Below are 15,568 nucleotides of genomic sequence, written 5' to 3' on the forward strand. Positions count from 1 at the left end.
CCATACTTTACCCTTTGTTAAGCTGCTGCTCCCTTTCATCATGAAAGGGAGTTTTTTATGTTAACATTTAACAAGATTAAATGGAGTGAATAGAAAAAGCAGCGGCACATTTGCCGCTGCTTTAAACTTATATATTATTAAGCTGCGCTTTTTATAACAGCCTGCTTCTCCACCCAAGTTCTCATGCGTGTAAAAATAAGCATGAAAACAAATGAAATGATTAAACCTTTTATAATATTGAATGGCAAAATCCCTGTCACAATCATAGTTCTCATTTCAGGTGCTGACATTGCAGGGAAGTTAAGGAAGAAAGTATATGCCGGCAGTATTACAAGGTAATTAAGCACACTCATTATGACAGCCATAACCATTGTGCCGATAACAAGTCCAAACGTCATGCCCTTTTTTGTTTTCAGCTTGCTGTACATATAGTAAGTCGGCAGGACGAACAAAATGCCTGCGGCAAAGTTTGCAATATGCCCAACAGGTACTCCTGTTGCACTCCCTGTCATGAAGTAGTCAAGAATATTCTTAATAAGTTCCACCAAAATCCCTGCTGCCGGCCCAAAAATTAACGCAGCGATTAATGCAGGAATATCACTGAAGTCAATCATCAGAAATTGCGGAAACGGCGGGATTGGAAAATTGAGAAGCATTAATACGTAAGAAATGCTGCTCAGCATTCCGATGGCAACCATGGTTTTGATATTAAGTTTTTTCATGTTCCTCTCTCCTTTTAAGGACTATCTCTCCTAAAGAAGAAAGGTTCAGCTAAGCAAATGTCTTCGCAATAAATAACCCTCAAGCTAATATAACTTGAGGGAGAGTTGCAAAGGCACGCTTAATAACGTTCAAAACCTGCATTTTTTGAACGTCTGCAGAACCTCCATCTTCTCCCATCCAGACTGTACTGTCGGCTTTGGAATCGCACCAAATCCTGCCCAAATTAACCGCAAAGGTTTCTCTTCAAAAACTCTGCTTTCAGGCTCGCGGGCTTAGAGTCAAGAATGACCCATCACCGCCGGTCGGGAATTTCACCCTGCCCCGAAGATAGACCGTATTTATTTATACAAATTAATTATACTGAAAAAAAGTTATTCTGTGAAGGGATATGTTTATTCTAACCGAGAGCCTTACAGATTTTTATCGATATAACAAAAAAAGACGGCAATATGCCATCCTTTATATTATCCAAGCGGAAATTCCTTTCTTTCTCCTTTTGAGAATGTCATGATGGACTGATACCCCACTTCTCTTGCAAGATCAATTGCTTTTTCAAAATCTGCACCTACATGTTCAGGAAAGTGTGCATCAGACGAAAGAACAATCGGGATATTTTTATCATAGCATTTCTGAAGAAGCCGTTTGTCCGGGTATAGTTCCCCCACTGGTTTTCGCAGACCAGCCGTGCTGATTTCAACACATGTCTTGGATTCTGCCAGCGCATTGGCTGCACGATCATATTGCTCCAGCAGGAATTCTTCGTCCTGGGGAACATATTTAAAAATTTTCACGAGGTCTAAATGGCCAACAATATCAAATAAATTTGACTGAGCCAGAGTGACCACCTGATCAAAGTACTTACGATATACATCATATAAATCCCTTTTGTCCCATTCTTTCCTAAATTCAGCCAGGTCTATGCCGAAATCTCCAACCCAATGAATGGATCCAATAACATAGTCAAAAGAATAACTATTGATAAACTTCGCCATTTCACGGTGTTTGCCTGGCGTGTAGTCCATTTCAATTGACATCTTCACATCTATGTCATTGCTCCACGCTTCATGAAAAACATTCACATAGTCTTTCATATCATAAAAGCGCCTTTCGTTTACCCATGAATTCTGCAGGATGTCTGCTGTCTGATAGAAATGATATGCATGCTCTGAGATTCCAAAAGATTCAATGCCTTTCCGGGCTGCAGCATCTGTGAATTTTCTTAAATAATCCAGGCTCAACGTGCCATTTTCGAGATGATTATGATAGTCTGTAAGCATTTCTCAAACTCCCCCAGTTTTTTTACCCATTATACTTTAAGGGAGTAAAGCGGTGCAATCATTTCTATTCTATTTTTTGCGAATGATTAGAATTTGTCCAATTTTTATTGTATCTGAATCAGCATTATTTAATTTTTTGATTGTTTCTGCCGTTGTATCATGCATTTTTGCTATAGAAGATAGAGTATCTCCCTGTTTAACAGTGTATTGTAAAGATTTCACGGGTTTTATCAATAGTTTTTGACCTGAAAAAATGTGATCAGGATTAATATTATTTAAATCCGCAATTTCCCCGGCCCGCAAATTATAGTGTGCAGCAATGGACCATAATGTTTCCCCTGTTTTAACTATATGGTAAGTTTCCTCGAAACCATTTTTTATTTTCCCTGACTCAAAATTAGATGGCCGCGCTGAAACTTCACGCGCATTTTCATCTTTCATCACTGCATTTACAGCTTGTCCAACTTCTCCCATCCCAAATGCAACAGAAGGGTCAACTGCATTTATTTTATCAGCTGTCCATGCCTGCGTATGTATTTCAAAATGGAGATGCACCCCTGAGGAGTCACCCGTGCTTCCCATCAGTCCGATTTTCTGTCCCAGCCCAACACTTTCTCCTTCAGCAGAAAAGCGTTTATCCAGATGGGCGTATACTGTTTCAGTTTGATTGTTATGTTTAATGAATATCACATTTCCATATGTTTGGGAATAATAAGACCTGGACACAATTCCTGCGTCAACAGCATAAACTGGAGACCCGGAATCTCCAGCTATATCAATGCCTTTATGCTGTCCTTCTCTTGTCCCAAACGTGTCTGTAATTACACCATCTGCAGGCCATACCCAATGCTCTGTCAGTTCCGGAATTTTTGGCTCGGCAGCTTTAGAATGCTTCCCTCCCAGAAATAACAGACTCACACAAAGAGCCATTATTCCTGCGATAAAGAAACGTCTTATGTAATCCTTCATTCTTTTCCTCCTATGTTGTCAGCTGAAATATCCGTACGAGTGCCTTTCAGTGACCGCACTCTCTTTCACCCTATGACAGCTTGTACTCTTTTAGAACAATTAATAATAAAGCTCTTAAAAGCACAGTTATTAGTATACTTCCAGCAGCATAGTTTTTATGCAGACCTGAGGGATTTTTATCCCTGAAAAAAGAAAAGGCAGCCACATGGGCCGCCTCTCTAATTTGGCAAATCTCGTTTATTCGCTGCTATTGGTACTTTTAATTCTTCTGTAAGGTCAAACTTGCCTATTTTATCAACATCTGCATTTTCCAATTTAACCGTGTCAAAATCAAAGTCTTTTGCCGTCAGAAGTATTGCTTCAATCGCATGAAGTGTTGATTCATCATCAATTATTTCTGATTCATTATTAAAACGGATTAAGAGTTTGCCATCCTGTATTTCTTCTGTTTCAAAATCAATGTCTTCTGGTATGGATGCCTGTAAATTATTTTCAGTCCGGTTTTGCTTCATAGCTGTTAGAGCATCTTTTATAGAGTTGAGCTGCTCTCTTAGCGGGACCAGGAATGGTGTTGAATCTGCGCCATTTGGATATAAGAAATAATAAATTAAGTTACCATTGCTATTTTCCGGGATAAATTCCTCTCTATATCCGTAATGGCTAAATTCAATGCCGATTTCCCCTTCAGTCATGAGGTTAATCTTTTCAATATCAAGATTATTCATTATATTGGACAAGACCTTCTCTAAAAGTAATTCTGTCGTGGAAGACATACTATATGGATGATCCGCTGGCACATCAACAGTTAACATTTTATTTCCCTGATCATAGGTGAAATTTGCTTTCAGAGGATAGTAATCCTCTAAACCCCATTCATCTTCGGTCAGCCTGCCCATCGTGTCTTCAAATAATTCAAATTTCGTCCTGGCAGGATTTTCATCAACTAAAACACTGACGGGTACAATATTTTGTGCCGCCTGATCTGGAATCGCATAAGTCAGTACCTCTTTCCCTGCCAAATCTTCTTCATAAACGGCAGTAGGGCTAGATTCTGATGCAACCGTCTTCTGGCTTATCTCCTCATCATTTACTTCCGCTTCCGCTTCCGGCTCAGTGGACAGCTCTGCCTGGTCCTGTTCTTCTGAGCCTTTCTCTTGAGCAATTAATTCAGAGTCTTCCTCTTTTGCTTCCAGAAAAGTGTTATTTTCACTTGTTATTTGTTCAGATGAGGTTGTTTGGTCCGCTTTCGATTCGACCTGCTTATCGGCAGACTCCTGCCAGCTCATAAGGTTTGGGACGAGAATAAAAAGCAGGAGCAATGCAGCAGCCGCTGCGATAGATGGCAGGATCCATGTTTTGTTTTTTTGCTTTCCCATCTTAATTTCGATGGCTTGATAAATGTCTCTCGGATCACGATCATCTTTAATTTTAGGCAACTGTCTCAGCAATTCCTGAAGCTGCTCATCGCTCCACTTTGATTCCTTCATTATCCATTCCCTCCTTTACCTTAAAATCTTCCATATGTTTCTTAAGCACCTTTAAGGCACGATGCTGGGTTGTTTTAACCTTGCTTTCGGACCAGCCAAGTGCATCAGCTGTTTCATTAATGCTGAGTTCATGTATATATCTCATAATTATGACAAGCCTCTGGTCAATGGTGCATAAATCCAGACTGCGGTAGATCAGCTGAATTTCTTCTCTTTGCAGGGCAATTTCTTCCGGCAAGGGAAGTTCATCCTTTACCTCCTGAGTTGACCAGTCAAATTTCTCCATAATCCTTTGCTTCCAGCCCTTTTGCTTGCGAAAGGAATCTATGGCAACATTCCGCGCAATGGAAAAGAGCCATGTTTTTTCGCTGCTTTTCCCTTCAAACTTTTCATATGATTTTAATACTCTTATATAGACTTCCTGGACTAAATCCTCAGCCAGTTCCTTGTTTTTGACCATATAAAATAGAAATTGAAAAACGTCATGATGGTATTTTTTATAAAGATCATCAAAAACGGAGTCCATGGATTCCCCTCCCCGTTCAATAAAATAGTCGTTCTCTCTCTAAAAAAAGTTACAGTTTAACTATATTATTATTTTGCAGAAAAGCGCAAGAGCCTGTTTGGGTGCAGGATTACTCCCTTGCCTTCAAAAACGCCCGGCCTGTTGATTAGAACTATATTTCAAAAAAAAGGGAAGGAAACTTTATGCATCTCCTTCCCTAAGCCTATGACAAATTGTTTCCCGTGTATCAAGAACAATCGCCACATTTCTCGCCTTTATCCTTCATTTCGAGGGATAAAGATTGAAAATGTCGTACCGTGTCCGGTCTTGCTTTGAACGGTAATATGTCCTTTATGAGCTTCAATTATATTTTTTGCAATTGCAAGGCCAAGGCCAGTTCCAGATCGGCCTCTCGTTCTTGCTTTGTCCGCTTTATAAAAGCGTTCAAATACAAACGGCAGGTCTTCTTCAGGAATCCCTGAGCCAGAATCTCTCACTTCGATAAACAGTCCCCGTTCATCACTTCTCTCGAGCACTTTTACCTCTCCATTCTGAGGGGTATGCCGGATGGCATTATCAATCAGATTAGTCATAACCTGTTCAATTCTGTCCGGATCAATTTGAATAGGGACACCCTTGCTTTGCAGATCATGTTCCAGACTAATTTCCTTCTCTTTTGCCAGCCCCTGGAACTTCCTGATAATTCTTTGCAGATAGGAATTCACTTCAGTTTCTTCCATTGTCAGCTGAATATGTCCGGCTTCCATTCTGGCAAGGTCCAGCAATTCATTCACAAGCCGGCCCATTCTCAGGGATTCATCATAAATGACACTTGCCATCTCTTTTTTCTCTTCGTCCGTTCCGGCAATATCATCGACAATCGCTTCACTATATCCCTGCATCATAGAAATCGGCGTCCTTAATTCATGAGAAACATTCGCTATAAAATCGTTCCGGAGCTTATCAAGCTTACGCTCTTCCGTCATGTCCCTGATAACCGCAACCGCTCCTCTTATATATTTATTATTATAAAGAGGGCTTACGATTATCACCCAGGAACGTCCTTGTATAGAGATTTCTCCGATCTGCTCCTTCTCGGTATTAACAGCAAGCTGGAAAAGCTCCATGACTTTGGATGGCACTTCCTCTGTATTATTCTCAATGTCATCCAGTTCATAAAACCAGCTTTGCAAAAACCGCTCTGCAGGAGGATTTGTGATGAGGATCGTGCCATCCCGGTTGAAGGTGATTACCCCATCAGCCATCCCGCTTAGAATGCTTGCCAGCTGTTCTTTTTCCTGGCTTAGAGCATTCATATTGAATTTCAGCTGTCTGCCCATTTGATTAAAAGCCATGGCTAATTCGCCAACCTCATCATTAGTCAGGATCGGAACCTTTGTGTCGAATTTACCTCTTGCTACCTCAAAGGCAGCTTCTTTCATTTTTCTGAGCGGAGCATTAATTCTTGTCGATAAGAAAAATGCAAAGATGGTTGTTAGGATAATGGCAACTCCTGCAGCCAGCAAAATAAATTTAGTCGTTGAACGCAGTGTTTCATGCATGACTTCAATGGATTGATAGATAAAGACGGCCCCATTGCTGCTGTCCCCTTCAAGAGGGACCCCAATTATAAGAATCTTGCTGTCATCATCTGCGGCTACATCTGTGTACTCAGGATTAACGGATGTTACTTTTTTTACAGTCTTATCTTCCGTGAGGACTTCTTTTAAATCATCTTCCTCGGTGAGGTAGGAGATAGGGAGTTTTAATGAACCTGTATGATTTGGAGAATAGTAGTACTCTTTCGGCGAGTTAATAATGACTACTTTTGTAACATCGTCGACAAGTTCCCAGGAGATCTCCAAACCGACTTCACGATTATGCTCTTTTAAAATTCTGGTTATTTTATGGGCTGTATTTGATAATCCTTTCTCTGTTTCATTTATATGGTAATTTTCAAAAAACTCAAGCAGCATGACTGTTAAAATTAGCAGTACAAAGGAAACTAACAAAAGAATTGTGCCCCAAAGCTTACCTGCAACACTCCTAAAGAGCATCATTCATTAATTACCTCGAACTTGTAGCCCACTCCCCAAACAGTGACAATCATTCTGGCAGCCTGCTCAGAAACTTTATTTAATTTTTCACGCAAGCGCTTCACATGTGTATCGACAGTTCTTAAATCTCCGAAAAATTCATAGTGCCAAACTTCCTTAAGCAGCTGCTCCCTGTCAAAAACCTTATCCGGTGCCTTTGCCAGGAAATAGAGAAGTTCATATTCCTTTGGCGTTAAACTGACTTCTTTTCCATCAGCCAACACTTTGTGAGCATCATTATCAATCGTTAGATGAGGAAAAACAATTACATCCTTTGCTGTTGTTTCTGTTTGAAGGTAGGTAGTTTTAGAAGACCTGCGCAATAATGCCTTCACTCGCAGCACAACTTCCCTCGGGCTGAAAGGCTTTACAATATAATCATCTGTGCCCACTTCAAATCCCTGTACGCGGTTAACTTCTTCCCCTTTGGCTGTCAGCATGATCACAGGAGTAGCTTTTTTCTCTCTCAGCTCTCTGCAGACTTCAATGCCGTCTTTGCCGGGCATCATTAAATCCAAAAGGATGACATCGTAATCATTTGCGAGAGCTTTTGACAAAGCCTGGTTTCCATTTTCCGCTTCATCAATCGAATAATTTTCACGCTCAAGGTACATCTTTAATAAACGGCGGATTCTTTCTTCATCATCCACTAGTAGAATTTTCACTTGGTTTTCCATTTTTCAAATCCCCCTAACGTTCAATAGAAATGGCTCTTCTCAAAAATCTATTTTAGCTAAAGAATTCTGCCCGTTGATTTCCGCTGCAGGCACTTAGCGACACACGGGGCTGCCTGGATTCTCCGACGCTTAGCGTCTGCGGGGTCTCCCCTGGTACGCTACTCCCGTAGGACGTTGAATGAGCTTCCTCGAAAGAACACCGCACGAAGAAAATGCGGATGCATATTCGAGGATCTCTCACCTTCCGCTCCAATCAAATCGCGGTGACACATAGTAAATATAGAGCAGAAAATCACAGAAGAATTATAGCTTTAATTAAAGCCTTCACTGTTGTGAAGTGAAGGCTTGTATGATTAATATCAGAATTATTATCTTTGAATTTTGAGAACTGTCTAACTCCAGCGCCTACCCCCTCGAGGTCACAAGCTTGTCTTGTTTCGGCTCCTAGGGACTCGGGGTCATAAGGCGTTTCCTTTCAGAAGGAAGAACGCCTTCTTACAGGAACCGTCTTATGCCTGAGGCCCGCAGGATGCGGGTCATGCAGACGTTGCCACAGGACGTGGCGATCTTAGTCTGCGTACGTTGATAGGGCAGTCGCCTCCACATTTCGAGTAATCCTCCCAAAAAGGCAAAGGACGCCTTTCCGGGAGGCCCGTCTTGTGCTTGTCGGGGGTGAGCAAGGCGGCTTCCGCTTTTCTTGTTATGATCCGGCGTAGGAGTGCAATCCTGCAATGACCAGGTTTACCGCAACCAGGTTAAACATGATAATGATAAATCCGATTACTGCAAGCCACGCAGACTTTTCACCATGCCAGCCCTTTGAAAGGCGAAGGTGAAGATAGGCAGCATAAAATAGGAAGGTAATAAGTGCCCATACTTCCTTTGGATCCCATCCCCAGAAACGAGTCCAGGCAATTTGTGCCCATATCATGGCAAATATCAACGCTCCGAGCGTAAATACCGGAAATCCGATTAATACTGAACGGTAGCCGATCTCATCAACCAAATCCAGATTAATATTTTTAGCAAGCGGCTGAAGCGCAGCTCCAACTCTTTTTCGGAGAATCAATCTTAATGCAAGATATAAAATGATACCTGAAGCCAATGACCATATAACTGTATTTAATTTTTTTGCATTAATAATTGCAGGCATTTCCGCCAGCGGTTCAAATTTCCCTTCCGTAATCAGCTTTCCTTCGTTAGGACCTGTTAAAGCGGGCATATGATACTCAAGAACATCTTCCTGTCCGTTTTTATCAACCCAGTTAAATTCGGCCTTGTAGCCGGAAGCTGAAAAGCTTGAGCTTATAATAATAAAGCCAAGTGTACAAACCAAGCCAAACATAACGGCTTCTAGCCAGAATCTCTGTTTGCTTTGCTTAGATTGATCGACTGATTTAACCAAATAGATAATTCCTGCAGCAAAGCTGACAGCTAAAATAGCCTGTCCAACTGCTGCAGTTGTAACGTGAATATGAAGCCAATCACTCTGCAGAGCCGGGATCAGGGGTGAAACTTCCCGCGGAAACATACTTGCATAAGCGATCATAAGCAAAGCAACAGGAAGCGTAAAGACTCCTAAAATAGGTGTTTTATAAATTAAGTAAATCACTATAAAAGCACCTACAAGCGACATTCCAAAGAATGTTGTAAATTCAAATAAATTGCTGACAGGCGCATGCCCGGCTGCAATCCATCTCGTAATAAAGTAGCCCAACTGTGCAGCAAACCCGATAATGGTAATCCATAATCCGATTGCCGCCCATTTGTTTGGCCCTTTGTTTGTATTTTTCTTATCCTTTATGGAGCCAGCAAAAAAGACAGTAGCAATTAAATAGAGGATAAAAGCTGTGTATAGTAAATTGCTGCTTATTGTAACCACTCAGATTCCTCCTTAGCCTTTCTTTTCACTTTGATTTTGCAGCTGGTCTTCCGGCACCTTAATTCCGGTTCCGTCCAATGCTGCCTCTATTTCCCTTTTAAGTCCATGCCAGTTTTTGTTAGTGTGTCCGGCTACCCATACTTCTCCATTGACACGGCGCAGCCAGATTCTTCGATGGTTCCAATAAGACCCCTGTGCAACACCTATCATGAAAATAACACCGCCCAATGCAATAATCCATAGGGTTAAATCTTTTCGGACAGTCAGAGCCGATACATTTTTAGTATCTATGCCTTTAAATGCCATCTTATATTCATTATCACCAAAAGGTTCAATTGTCTGTCTGATTGCAACGAAGCTAATTTCGCCATCTGGCTTATCCGGAGTAAACATTTTAAAAACAAAGGCAGGATTATTAGGAACTCTGGACTTTGTTATCGGTTCCCCATTTTCATCAAATTCAAAATCAGGAAAATAGCTGACAACTTCAGCTTTATAGCCATTTCCAAGATCATATACATCCTGAGGATCGTTCAGGTCGACTGTTAAATCACCATATTCTTCACCCGTTTTTTTATTGGTCAGGGCAAAGGACATTTTGTTAAGCTCATTAAGCTTGTAATCTACTTGGTATAATGCAAATTTTTCAAACTTCAGAGGGTTATTTACCTTAATTTCAAAATCCTTAACTTTCTCGAGATCAGCCTCTTCCCCTGCAACTGTATCTCCCTGTTTTTTATAAAGAGTCACATTGGACTGATAATTTTTTGCTACCATTCCTGCTTTATCGATCGCTTCTTCAAACACTTCTTTATCTTTCTCTTTATCGTACATTTCAAGGATGAAGCCATCATTTTTAAGGTAGTATTCTCCATTGGTTTCAGGAATGACCTTTGTCTCGCCTTCCCGGATCCAGAGTATTTTGTCAACGTACATGCCTGGTACAAAACGCAGCATTCCGCCGATTAAAAATATGATAAGCCCTACATGGTTAACGTATGGGCCCCATCTTGAAAAACGTCCCTTCTCGGCAAGGATGTTTCCATTCTCTTCTCTGATGCTGTATTTCTTTGATTTTAATTTTTCTTTTGCCATAGTAAATGCCTGATCAGTGTCTTCTGCCTGTGAAACCCCAAAAACCCGCTGGCGCTGGAGATAGCTTTCATGACGGCTTACCCTCTGTTTTTTTAGAGCCCTGTACAAAGGGATTACCCTATCCAGACTGCATATTACAAGCGATATGCCGATTGAGGCAATCAAAATCAAATACCACCATGAGCTGTAAAGGTTATGGAATCCTAAATCATAGTATAATTTGCCTATCCATCCATATTGATCTTCGTAATATTCTTCAGCAGGCATGATCGGCGGAATATACATTTCCTGAGGGAGAATCGTTCCTAGGGCTGAAGCAATCAGCGTTATGACAATCAGCCAGACTCCAACCTTTACAGACGAGAAGAAATTCCATATTTTATCAATTATGGTTTTGTTATAGGTTTGCGAACGGCGTGCACTACCTTCATACCGCATATCCAGAAGTTTCTTATCTTTTTCTTTTTCTTCCAATACCTTGCCGCATGACTCACATAGTATCGTTCCTATGGGATTTACATGGCCGCAGTCGCATTTTACTTCTTTCATATATAAAACTCCCCGTAACTTATGGTTTAATCTGTTCCATATAGTTCTTGATTGTATCTTCAGTCAACTCTCCTGTAATATACTTGACTACCTTCCCGTCTTTATCGATAAGGAAAGTTGCAGGAAGAGGATTAATCCCGTAAGCTGATTGAACCTGGGTATTCTTATCAATGACAATCGGGAAAGATAAATCGTAACGCTCAGAAAATTTATTAACTGCCAAATCTGTTTCTCCTACATTGACAGCCAAAACCTGAACACCCTCATCTTTAAATTGCTTGTATTGGTTGTTCATATATGGCATTTCTTTCTCACAGGGCTTGCACCATGTTCCCCAAAAGTTCAGGAAAACACCCTGGCCTTCATAATCTGATAACCGGTGTTTATTTCCATCCATGTCTGTCAAAACGAAATCAGGTGCCTTTTCTCCTACAGCAACCTTTTGAATCTTGTCTTTCGTAAAATTAGCGTATAGCGTATATGCCACGGCAGCACCAAGGACAAGCAATATGACTGTTCTCATTACCAGACGCTGCTTCTTCATAAAAAACTTCCCTCCTAAGGCATCCTTTTCAGATCAAAAATCGTACCTTTAATACGTTAATATGTAACATATGGAAAAAGAATTTAGCCTCATAGCTGTTTACTATTATAGCATTTTTCATCATACCTATATTGTTAACAAATTATCGTAACTGTGACACTTCTATGAATTTTTATTGTGCTCACTATTTCTTCTTCATAGCAAGTGCCCGCAGCTGTTTAACTTCATGGGCAGTAAGTTCTCTCGCATCTCCCGCTGATAAACCCTGCAAAGTAAGATAGCCGTATCTCTCCCTCTTCAGTTTCAGAACAGGATGGCCAATGGCTTCAAACATCCTTCTAACCTGGCGATTTCGTCCTTCATGGATGCTGATTTCCACAATGGCTGTCTGTTTTTTCTTATCCATTGATAAAAGTTTGGTTTTAGCAGGCGCTGTTTTTCCATCTTCGAGGACCACTCCTCTTTGAAGGCTTCTCATGCTTTCTTTTGAAGGGATGCCTTTTATCTTGGCAACGTAGACTTTTTCAATCTCATTGCTTGGGTGCATTAAAAGATTTGCAAATTCCCCGTCATTGGTAAGAATGAGAATTCCGGATGTATCGTAATCCAATCTGCCAACAGGGTAAATTCTTTGTTTGATTCCTTCAAAGAAATCCGTGACGACTTTTCTGCCTTTATCATCGGAAACGGCAGAAATTACTCCTCTTGGCTTATAGAGAAGGAAATAAACGGGCTCCTCTCTCTCAACTGGAATTCCATCCACTTCAATCCGATCTGAAGGAGAGACCTTAACTCCCAGTTCCTTCACTGTTTTTCCATTAACCTTTACACGGCCTTCAGCCATTAGCTCTTCCGCTTTTCTTCGCGAAGCAAACCCAGCATGGGCAATAACCTTCTGCAATCTTTCCATATATGTCACCTCAAAGTTTTATTAACAGTATTTCATACTTTTTCACTCCTACTGAATTATGACATAATTCGTCAAGTTTTCAAAGCAAACCATAGTTAAAACAGCTTGCATCAGAAATAGTCTGTAATTACTGAATGTTGGAATTTAGATAAAAATAAAAAAAGACACCTAATTAGGTATCTTTTTATTAATAGGATGTTTTGTTTTTAAACTGATATCCGCTGATTTCCGCTGCGGCTAGTGAATCCGCAGAGAGGAACGATAGCCTCCTCACGCCGGACATTGGATTTTCTTCTGTGAATTTACACCGCACGAAAAAAATACGAATGCATTTTCGAGGATCAAGTGCTCTCCAGTCCAATCAGCCCGATGGTTAAACTTCGTTTGCAGTTAAATAGCAACAACCTGACTCATCGTTAAGACCCTATATTAAACGCCTTTTATTTTCCATTCTGTTTTACATATTTCCAAAAACAAGTGTTACAATCACTATGGAGGCAATGATGCCTGCCAAATCGGCTAAGAGTCCGACTTTGAGGGCATCTCCCATTTTTTTGATTCCTACCGCCCCAAAGTAGACCGTCAGTACATAAAAAGTTGTATCTGTACTGCCCTGAAGCACTGAGGCAAGTCTGCCTATGAACGAGTCGGGACCATGGACAGCGATTAAATCACTGGTCATTCCCAGAGCTGCAGTACCAGAGATCGGACGGATAATAGCCAGGGGCACGATATCAGGAGGTACTCCAAGGGCATCTAGTCCGGGCCTGATCAGATCCATAAAATACTCCAGAGCGCCGGAAGCCCTGAAGACCGATATGGCTACAAGCATGCCGACAAGAAACGGAATGATGGATACAGCAATTTTTATGCCTTCTTTTCCGCCTTCAGTAAAGCTTTCATAGGTAGGAACTTTCTTAAATGTTCCATATATTAATATAAATCCTATTAAAATAGGAATTAACCAAAGGGAAACAGCTGACACAATCTCCATCCTAACCTCATCCTTTACGCGTTCTTCGATAATAGAAATAACGGTCAATCATTATTGCGGCCAATGTTGAACAGAATGTAGCCACTAAAGTGGGACCTACAATATCAGTTGGCGAGGCGGAATTATAATTCATCCGTATTGCAATCACGGTTGTAGGAATTAAAGTAAGACTTGAAGTATTGATGGCCAGAAAGGTAATCATAGAGCGGCTCGCTTCATTTTTGCCCCCATTCAATTGCTTCAGCTCTTCCATAGCTTTTATGCCGAGCGGGGTAGCTGCGTTTCCAAGACCGAACATATTGGCCATCATGTTTGACAGCATATATCCCATCGCCGGGTGATCACCCGGCACCTCTGGAAATAGCCTTTTCACAAGAGGCCGGAATAAGGAAGCAAGCTTCTTCAGCAATCCGGCATCCTCTGCAATTCTCATCATTCCCAGCCAAAAAACGAGTATGCTGATTAGACCGATACATAACGTGACCGCTTCTTTTGCACCATTGAAAATGGCTTCGTTCACTTCGTTTATGGTGCCATTTATCATGGCAAAGACAATGCCTATAGCGGTAAGCATTACCCAAATGATATTAACCATTGATCTTCACTCCCGCAATGGAGGTAAAAAGACCCTTAAAGTATTCTAAAAGCGATTTATCTTCTTTTGCTTTATCATGCTTGTAATATAAAGGAAGTTTTTTAACAGGCTGATCTTCAAAATACACTGTTGCCTGTCCTATGACTTCAGGCATTGTCCGGCTGTCTTTCCACTCTGTTTCAGGTTTCTGCAGCTCTATATTAATCTTAAACTTGTCTTTTTCCTCTTTTAAAACAGGGTAGTGGTAGGGATGCTTTAAATAAACTTTGCCTTTATAATATTCTTCATCAATATCATCTATAATTCCCTCGGGCAGGACTTCCACAATTTCATAGGTTTTAAAAGCTGTCTCATACATATTAATATGGTCATTCCAGTCATCGGGTCCGTTTAAGGTTACTGCAATCAGATTAAGGCTGCCTTTGGATGCTGTTGTAACAAGAGTTCTTTTTGCCCTTTTTGTATATCCTGTTTTTCCCCCGGTGCAATACTCATATAATTCAGTCAGGAGCCTATTTTTATTTTTCCACACCCTGTCCCAGCTTTCATTCGGATTTGGTGCTCTGTGCACCTTTGTACCAGCAATCTTTTGGTATGTCTCATTATTCATTGCATACCTGGTCAGCAAAGCCATATCATACGCTGTCGAATAATGGTCTTCATGATCATCCAGACCATGGGGATTTGCGAAATGTGTGTTCTTCATGCCAATCTCTTCAGCTTTCTTATTCATTAAAAAGCCGAATCCTTCAAGACTTCCGCCAACATGCTCTGCGATTGCAACAGCAGAGTCATTGCCTGAACGAAGCATGAGTCCATAGACTAGATCTTCAAGCTTAATTTTTTCGCCTGCCTTTAGATAAATCGAGGAGCCTTCCGCTCTGACAGCACGCTCACTTACTTTAACCATGTCGTCCATTTTTCCGGACTCTATAGCCAGAATTGCTGTCATTATTTTTGTAATACTTGCTATTCTCCTCACTTCATTTGCATCTTTCTGGTAAAGGATACGGCCAGAATCCTGCTCCATTAATATGGCACTCCGGGCACTTACTGAAACAGACGCTTCTGCCTTCTGAGGAATATTCATCACCATCAACGCGGTGGCCAAAACCATGGCCATCAGCCTTCTAAACCATTTCATTGCACAAAACCCCGTCTCCTTTGTGGAATGTCAAATTGAGCGAAATACAGGATCCCCCCGCAGAGAGGAGCTCCTTGTTTTTCATTTATTTGTACAAGTTTATGCAGGACAAGTAGTGATA

14 protein-coding genes and 1 riboswitch are annotated in these 15,568 nt (G+C 41.0%); all 14 genes read right to left on the reverse strand.

What is annotated here, in order from left to right; genetic code table 11:
• Nucleotides 1-137: 137 nt before the first annotated feature.
• Nucleotides 138-722 carry an ECF transporter S component gene (locus tag AC0VZ9_RS19945; protein ID WP_009332794.1) on the reverse strand — a complete coding sequence of 195 codons (585 nt, stop codon included), beginning with the start codon at nucleotides 720-722 and terminating at the stop codon, nucleotides 138-140.
• A 162-nt stretch (nucleotides 723-884) separates the two neighbouring features.
• Nucleotides 885-1,056: riboswitch (FMN riboswitch) on the reverse strand.
• Nucleotides 1,057-1,187: 131 nt separating this feature from the next.
• Nucleotides 1,188-2,000, reverse strand: a complete 813-nt coding sequence (locus AC0VZ9_RS19950) for a histidinol-phosphatase (protein WP_071157041.1) — start codon at nucleotides 1,998-2,000, stop codon at nucleotides 1,188-1,190.
• A gap of 69 nt (nucleotides 2,001-2,069) precedes the next feature.
• On the reverse strand, nucleotides 2,070-2,969 hold the full coding sequence (locus AC0VZ9_RS19955; RefSeq protein ID WP_251266916.1) for a LysM peptidoglycan-binding domain-containing protein: 900 nt from the start codon (nucleotides 2,967-2,969) through the stop codon (nucleotides 2,070-2,072).
• Nucleotides 2,970-3,187: 218 nt separating this feature from the next.
• Nucleotides 3,188-4,456, reverse strand: a complete 1,269-nt coding sequence (locus AC0VZ9_RS19960; protein WP_475396657.1) for a hypothetical protein — start codon at nucleotides 4,454-4,456, stop codon at nucleotides 3,188-3,190.
• On the reverse strand, nucleotides 4,431-4,982 hold the full coding sequence (gene sigX, locus AC0VZ9_RS19965; RefSeq protein WP_475396658.1) for an RNA polymerase sigma factor SigX: 552 nt from the start codon (nucleotides 4,980-4,982) through the stop codon (nucleotides 4,431-4,433). Before sigX ends, AC0VZ9_RS19960 begins: the two co-directional genes overlap by 26 nt.
• A gap of 254 nt (nucleotides 4,983-5,236) precedes the next feature.
• Nucleotides 5,237-7,021 carry an ATP-binding protein gene (locus AC0VZ9_RS19970; protein WP_251175099.1) on the reverse strand — a complete coding sequence of 595 codons (1,785 nt, stop codon included), beginning with the start codon at nucleotides 7,019-7,021 and terminating at the stop codon, nucleotides 5,237-5,239.
• Entirely contained in the window at nucleotides 7,018-7,734 is a 717-nt protein-coding gene (locus tag AC0VZ9_RS19975) for a response regulator transcription factor (RefSeq protein ID WP_019380359.1), read from the reverse strand. The genes AC0VZ9_RS19970 and AC0VZ9_RS19975 overlap by 4 nt, the downstream gene beginning before the upstream one ends.
• A gap of 700 nt (nucleotides 7,735-8,434) precedes the next feature.
• Complete coding sequence (gene ccsB / locus AC0VZ9_RS19980; RefSeq protein WP_009332802.1) at nucleotides 8,435-9,616, reverse strand: c-type cytochrome biogenesis protein CcsB; 1,182 nt, start codon at nucleotides 9,614-9,616, stop codon at nucleotides 8,435-8,437.
• A gap of 12 nt (nucleotides 9,617-9,628) precedes the next feature.
• On the reverse strand, nucleotides 9,629-11,260 hold the full coding sequence (gene resB, locus AC0VZ9_RS19985) for a cytochrome c biogenesis protein ResB (protein ID WP_251264360.1): 1,632 nt from the start codon (nucleotides 11,258-11,260) through the stop codon (nucleotides 9,629-9,631).
• 19 nt (nucleotides 11,261-11,279) lie between these two features.
• Nucleotides 11,280-11,804, reverse strand: a complete 525-nt coding sequence (gene resA, locus AC0VZ9_RS19990) for a thiol-disulfide oxidoreductase ResA (protein WP_019380357.1) — start codon at nucleotides 11,802-11,804, stop codon at nucleotides 11,280-11,282.
• 184 nt (nucleotides 11,805-11,988) lie between these two features.
• The gene (gene rluB / locus AC0VZ9_RS19995) at nucleotides 11,989-12,714 is read right to left on the reverse strand and encodes a 23S rRNA pseudouridine(2605) synthase RluB (RefSeq protein WP_019380356.1); all 726 of its coding nucleotides are present in this window, start codon (nucleotides 12,712-12,714) and stop codon (nucleotides 11,989-11,991) included.
• Between the two features lie 457 nt (nucleotides 12,715-13,171).
• Nucleotides 13,172-13,708, reverse strand: coding sequence for a spore maturation protein (locus AC0VZ9_RS20000; RefSeq protein ID WP_009332806.1), 537 nt, complete (start codon nucleotides 13,706-13,708; stop codon nucleotides 13,172-13,174).
• Between the two features lie 7 nt (nucleotides 13,709-13,715).
• Nucleotides 13,716-14,303, reverse strand: a complete 588-nt coding sequence (locus AC0VZ9_RS20005) for a nucleoside recognition domain-containing protein (protein ID WP_019380355.1) — start codon at nucleotides 14,301-14,303, stop codon at nucleotides 13,716-13,718.
• On the reverse strand, nucleotides 14,296-15,447 hold the full coding sequence (locus tag AC0VZ9_RS20010; RefSeq protein WP_019380354.1) for a D-alanyl-D-alanine carboxypeptidase family protein: 1,152 nt from the start codon (nucleotides 15,445-15,447) through the stop codon (nucleotides 14,296-14,298). Before AC0VZ9_RS20010 ends, AC0VZ9_RS20005 begins: the two co-directional genes overlap by 8 nt.
• Between the last annotated feature and the right edge of the window lie 121 nt (nucleotides 15,448-15,568).

Source organism: Cytobacillus sp. QJM3NY_8 (assembly GCF_056173585.1).

What these genes read in the sequence shown, in the direction of transcription:
- AC0VZ9_RS19945 (WP_009332794.1), bottom strand. Translation starts at nt 722, where the DNA reads ATGAAAAAACTTAATATCAAAACCATGGTTGCCATCGGAATGCTGAGC.
- AC0VZ9_RS19950 (WP_071157041.1), bottom strand. Translation starts at nt 2,000, where the DNA reads ATGCTTACAGACTATCATAATCATCTCGAAAATGGCACGTTGAGCCTG.
- AC0VZ9_RS19955 (WP_251266916.1), bottom strand. Translation starts at nt 2,969, where the DNA reads ATGAAGGATTACATAAGACGTTTCTTTATCGCAGGAATAATGGCTCTT.
- AC0VZ9_RS19960 (WP_475396657.1), bottom strand. Translation starts at nt 4,456, where the DNA reads ATGAAGGAATCAAAGTGGAGCGATGAGCAGCTTCAGGAATTGCTGAGA.
- sigX (WP_475396658.1), bottom strand. Translation starts at nt 4,982, where the DNA reads ATGGACTCCGTTTTTGATGATCTTTATAAAAAATACCATCATGACGTT.
- AC0VZ9_RS19970 (WP_251175099.1), bottom strand. Translation starts at nt 7,021, where the DNA reads ATGATGCTCTTTAGGAGTGTTGCAGGTAAGCTTTGGGGCACAATTCTT.
- AC0VZ9_RS19975 (WP_019380359.1), bottom strand. Translation starts at nt 7,734, where the DNA reads ATGGAAAACCAAGTGAAAATTCTACTAGTGGATGATGAAGAAAGAATC.
- resB (WP_251264360.1), bottom strand. Translation starts at nt 11,260, where the DNA reads ATGAAAGAAGTAAAATGCGACTGCGGCCATGTAAATCCCATAGGAACG.
- resA (WP_019380357.1), bottom strand. Translation starts at nt 11,804, where the DNA reads ATGAAGAAGCAGCGTCTGGTAATGAGAACAGTCATATTGCTTGTCCTT.
- rluB (WP_019380356.1), bottom strand. Translation starts at nt 12,714, where the DNA reads ATGGAAAGATTGCAGAAGGTTATTGCCCATGCTGGGTTTGCTTCGCGA.
- AC0VZ9_RS20000 (WP_009332806.1), bottom strand. Translation starts at nt 13,708, where the DNA reads ATGGAGATTGTGTCAGCTGTTTCCCTTTGGTTAATTCCTATTTTAATA.
- AC0VZ9_RS20005 (WP_019380355.1), bottom strand. Translation starts at nt 14,303, where the DNA reads ATGGTTAATATCATTTGGGTAATGCTTACCGCTATAGGCATTGTCTTT.
- AC0VZ9_RS20010 (WP_019380354.1), bottom strand. Translation starts at nt 15,447, where the DNA reads ATGAAATGGTTTAGAAGGCTGATGGCCATGGTTTTGGCCACCGCGTTG.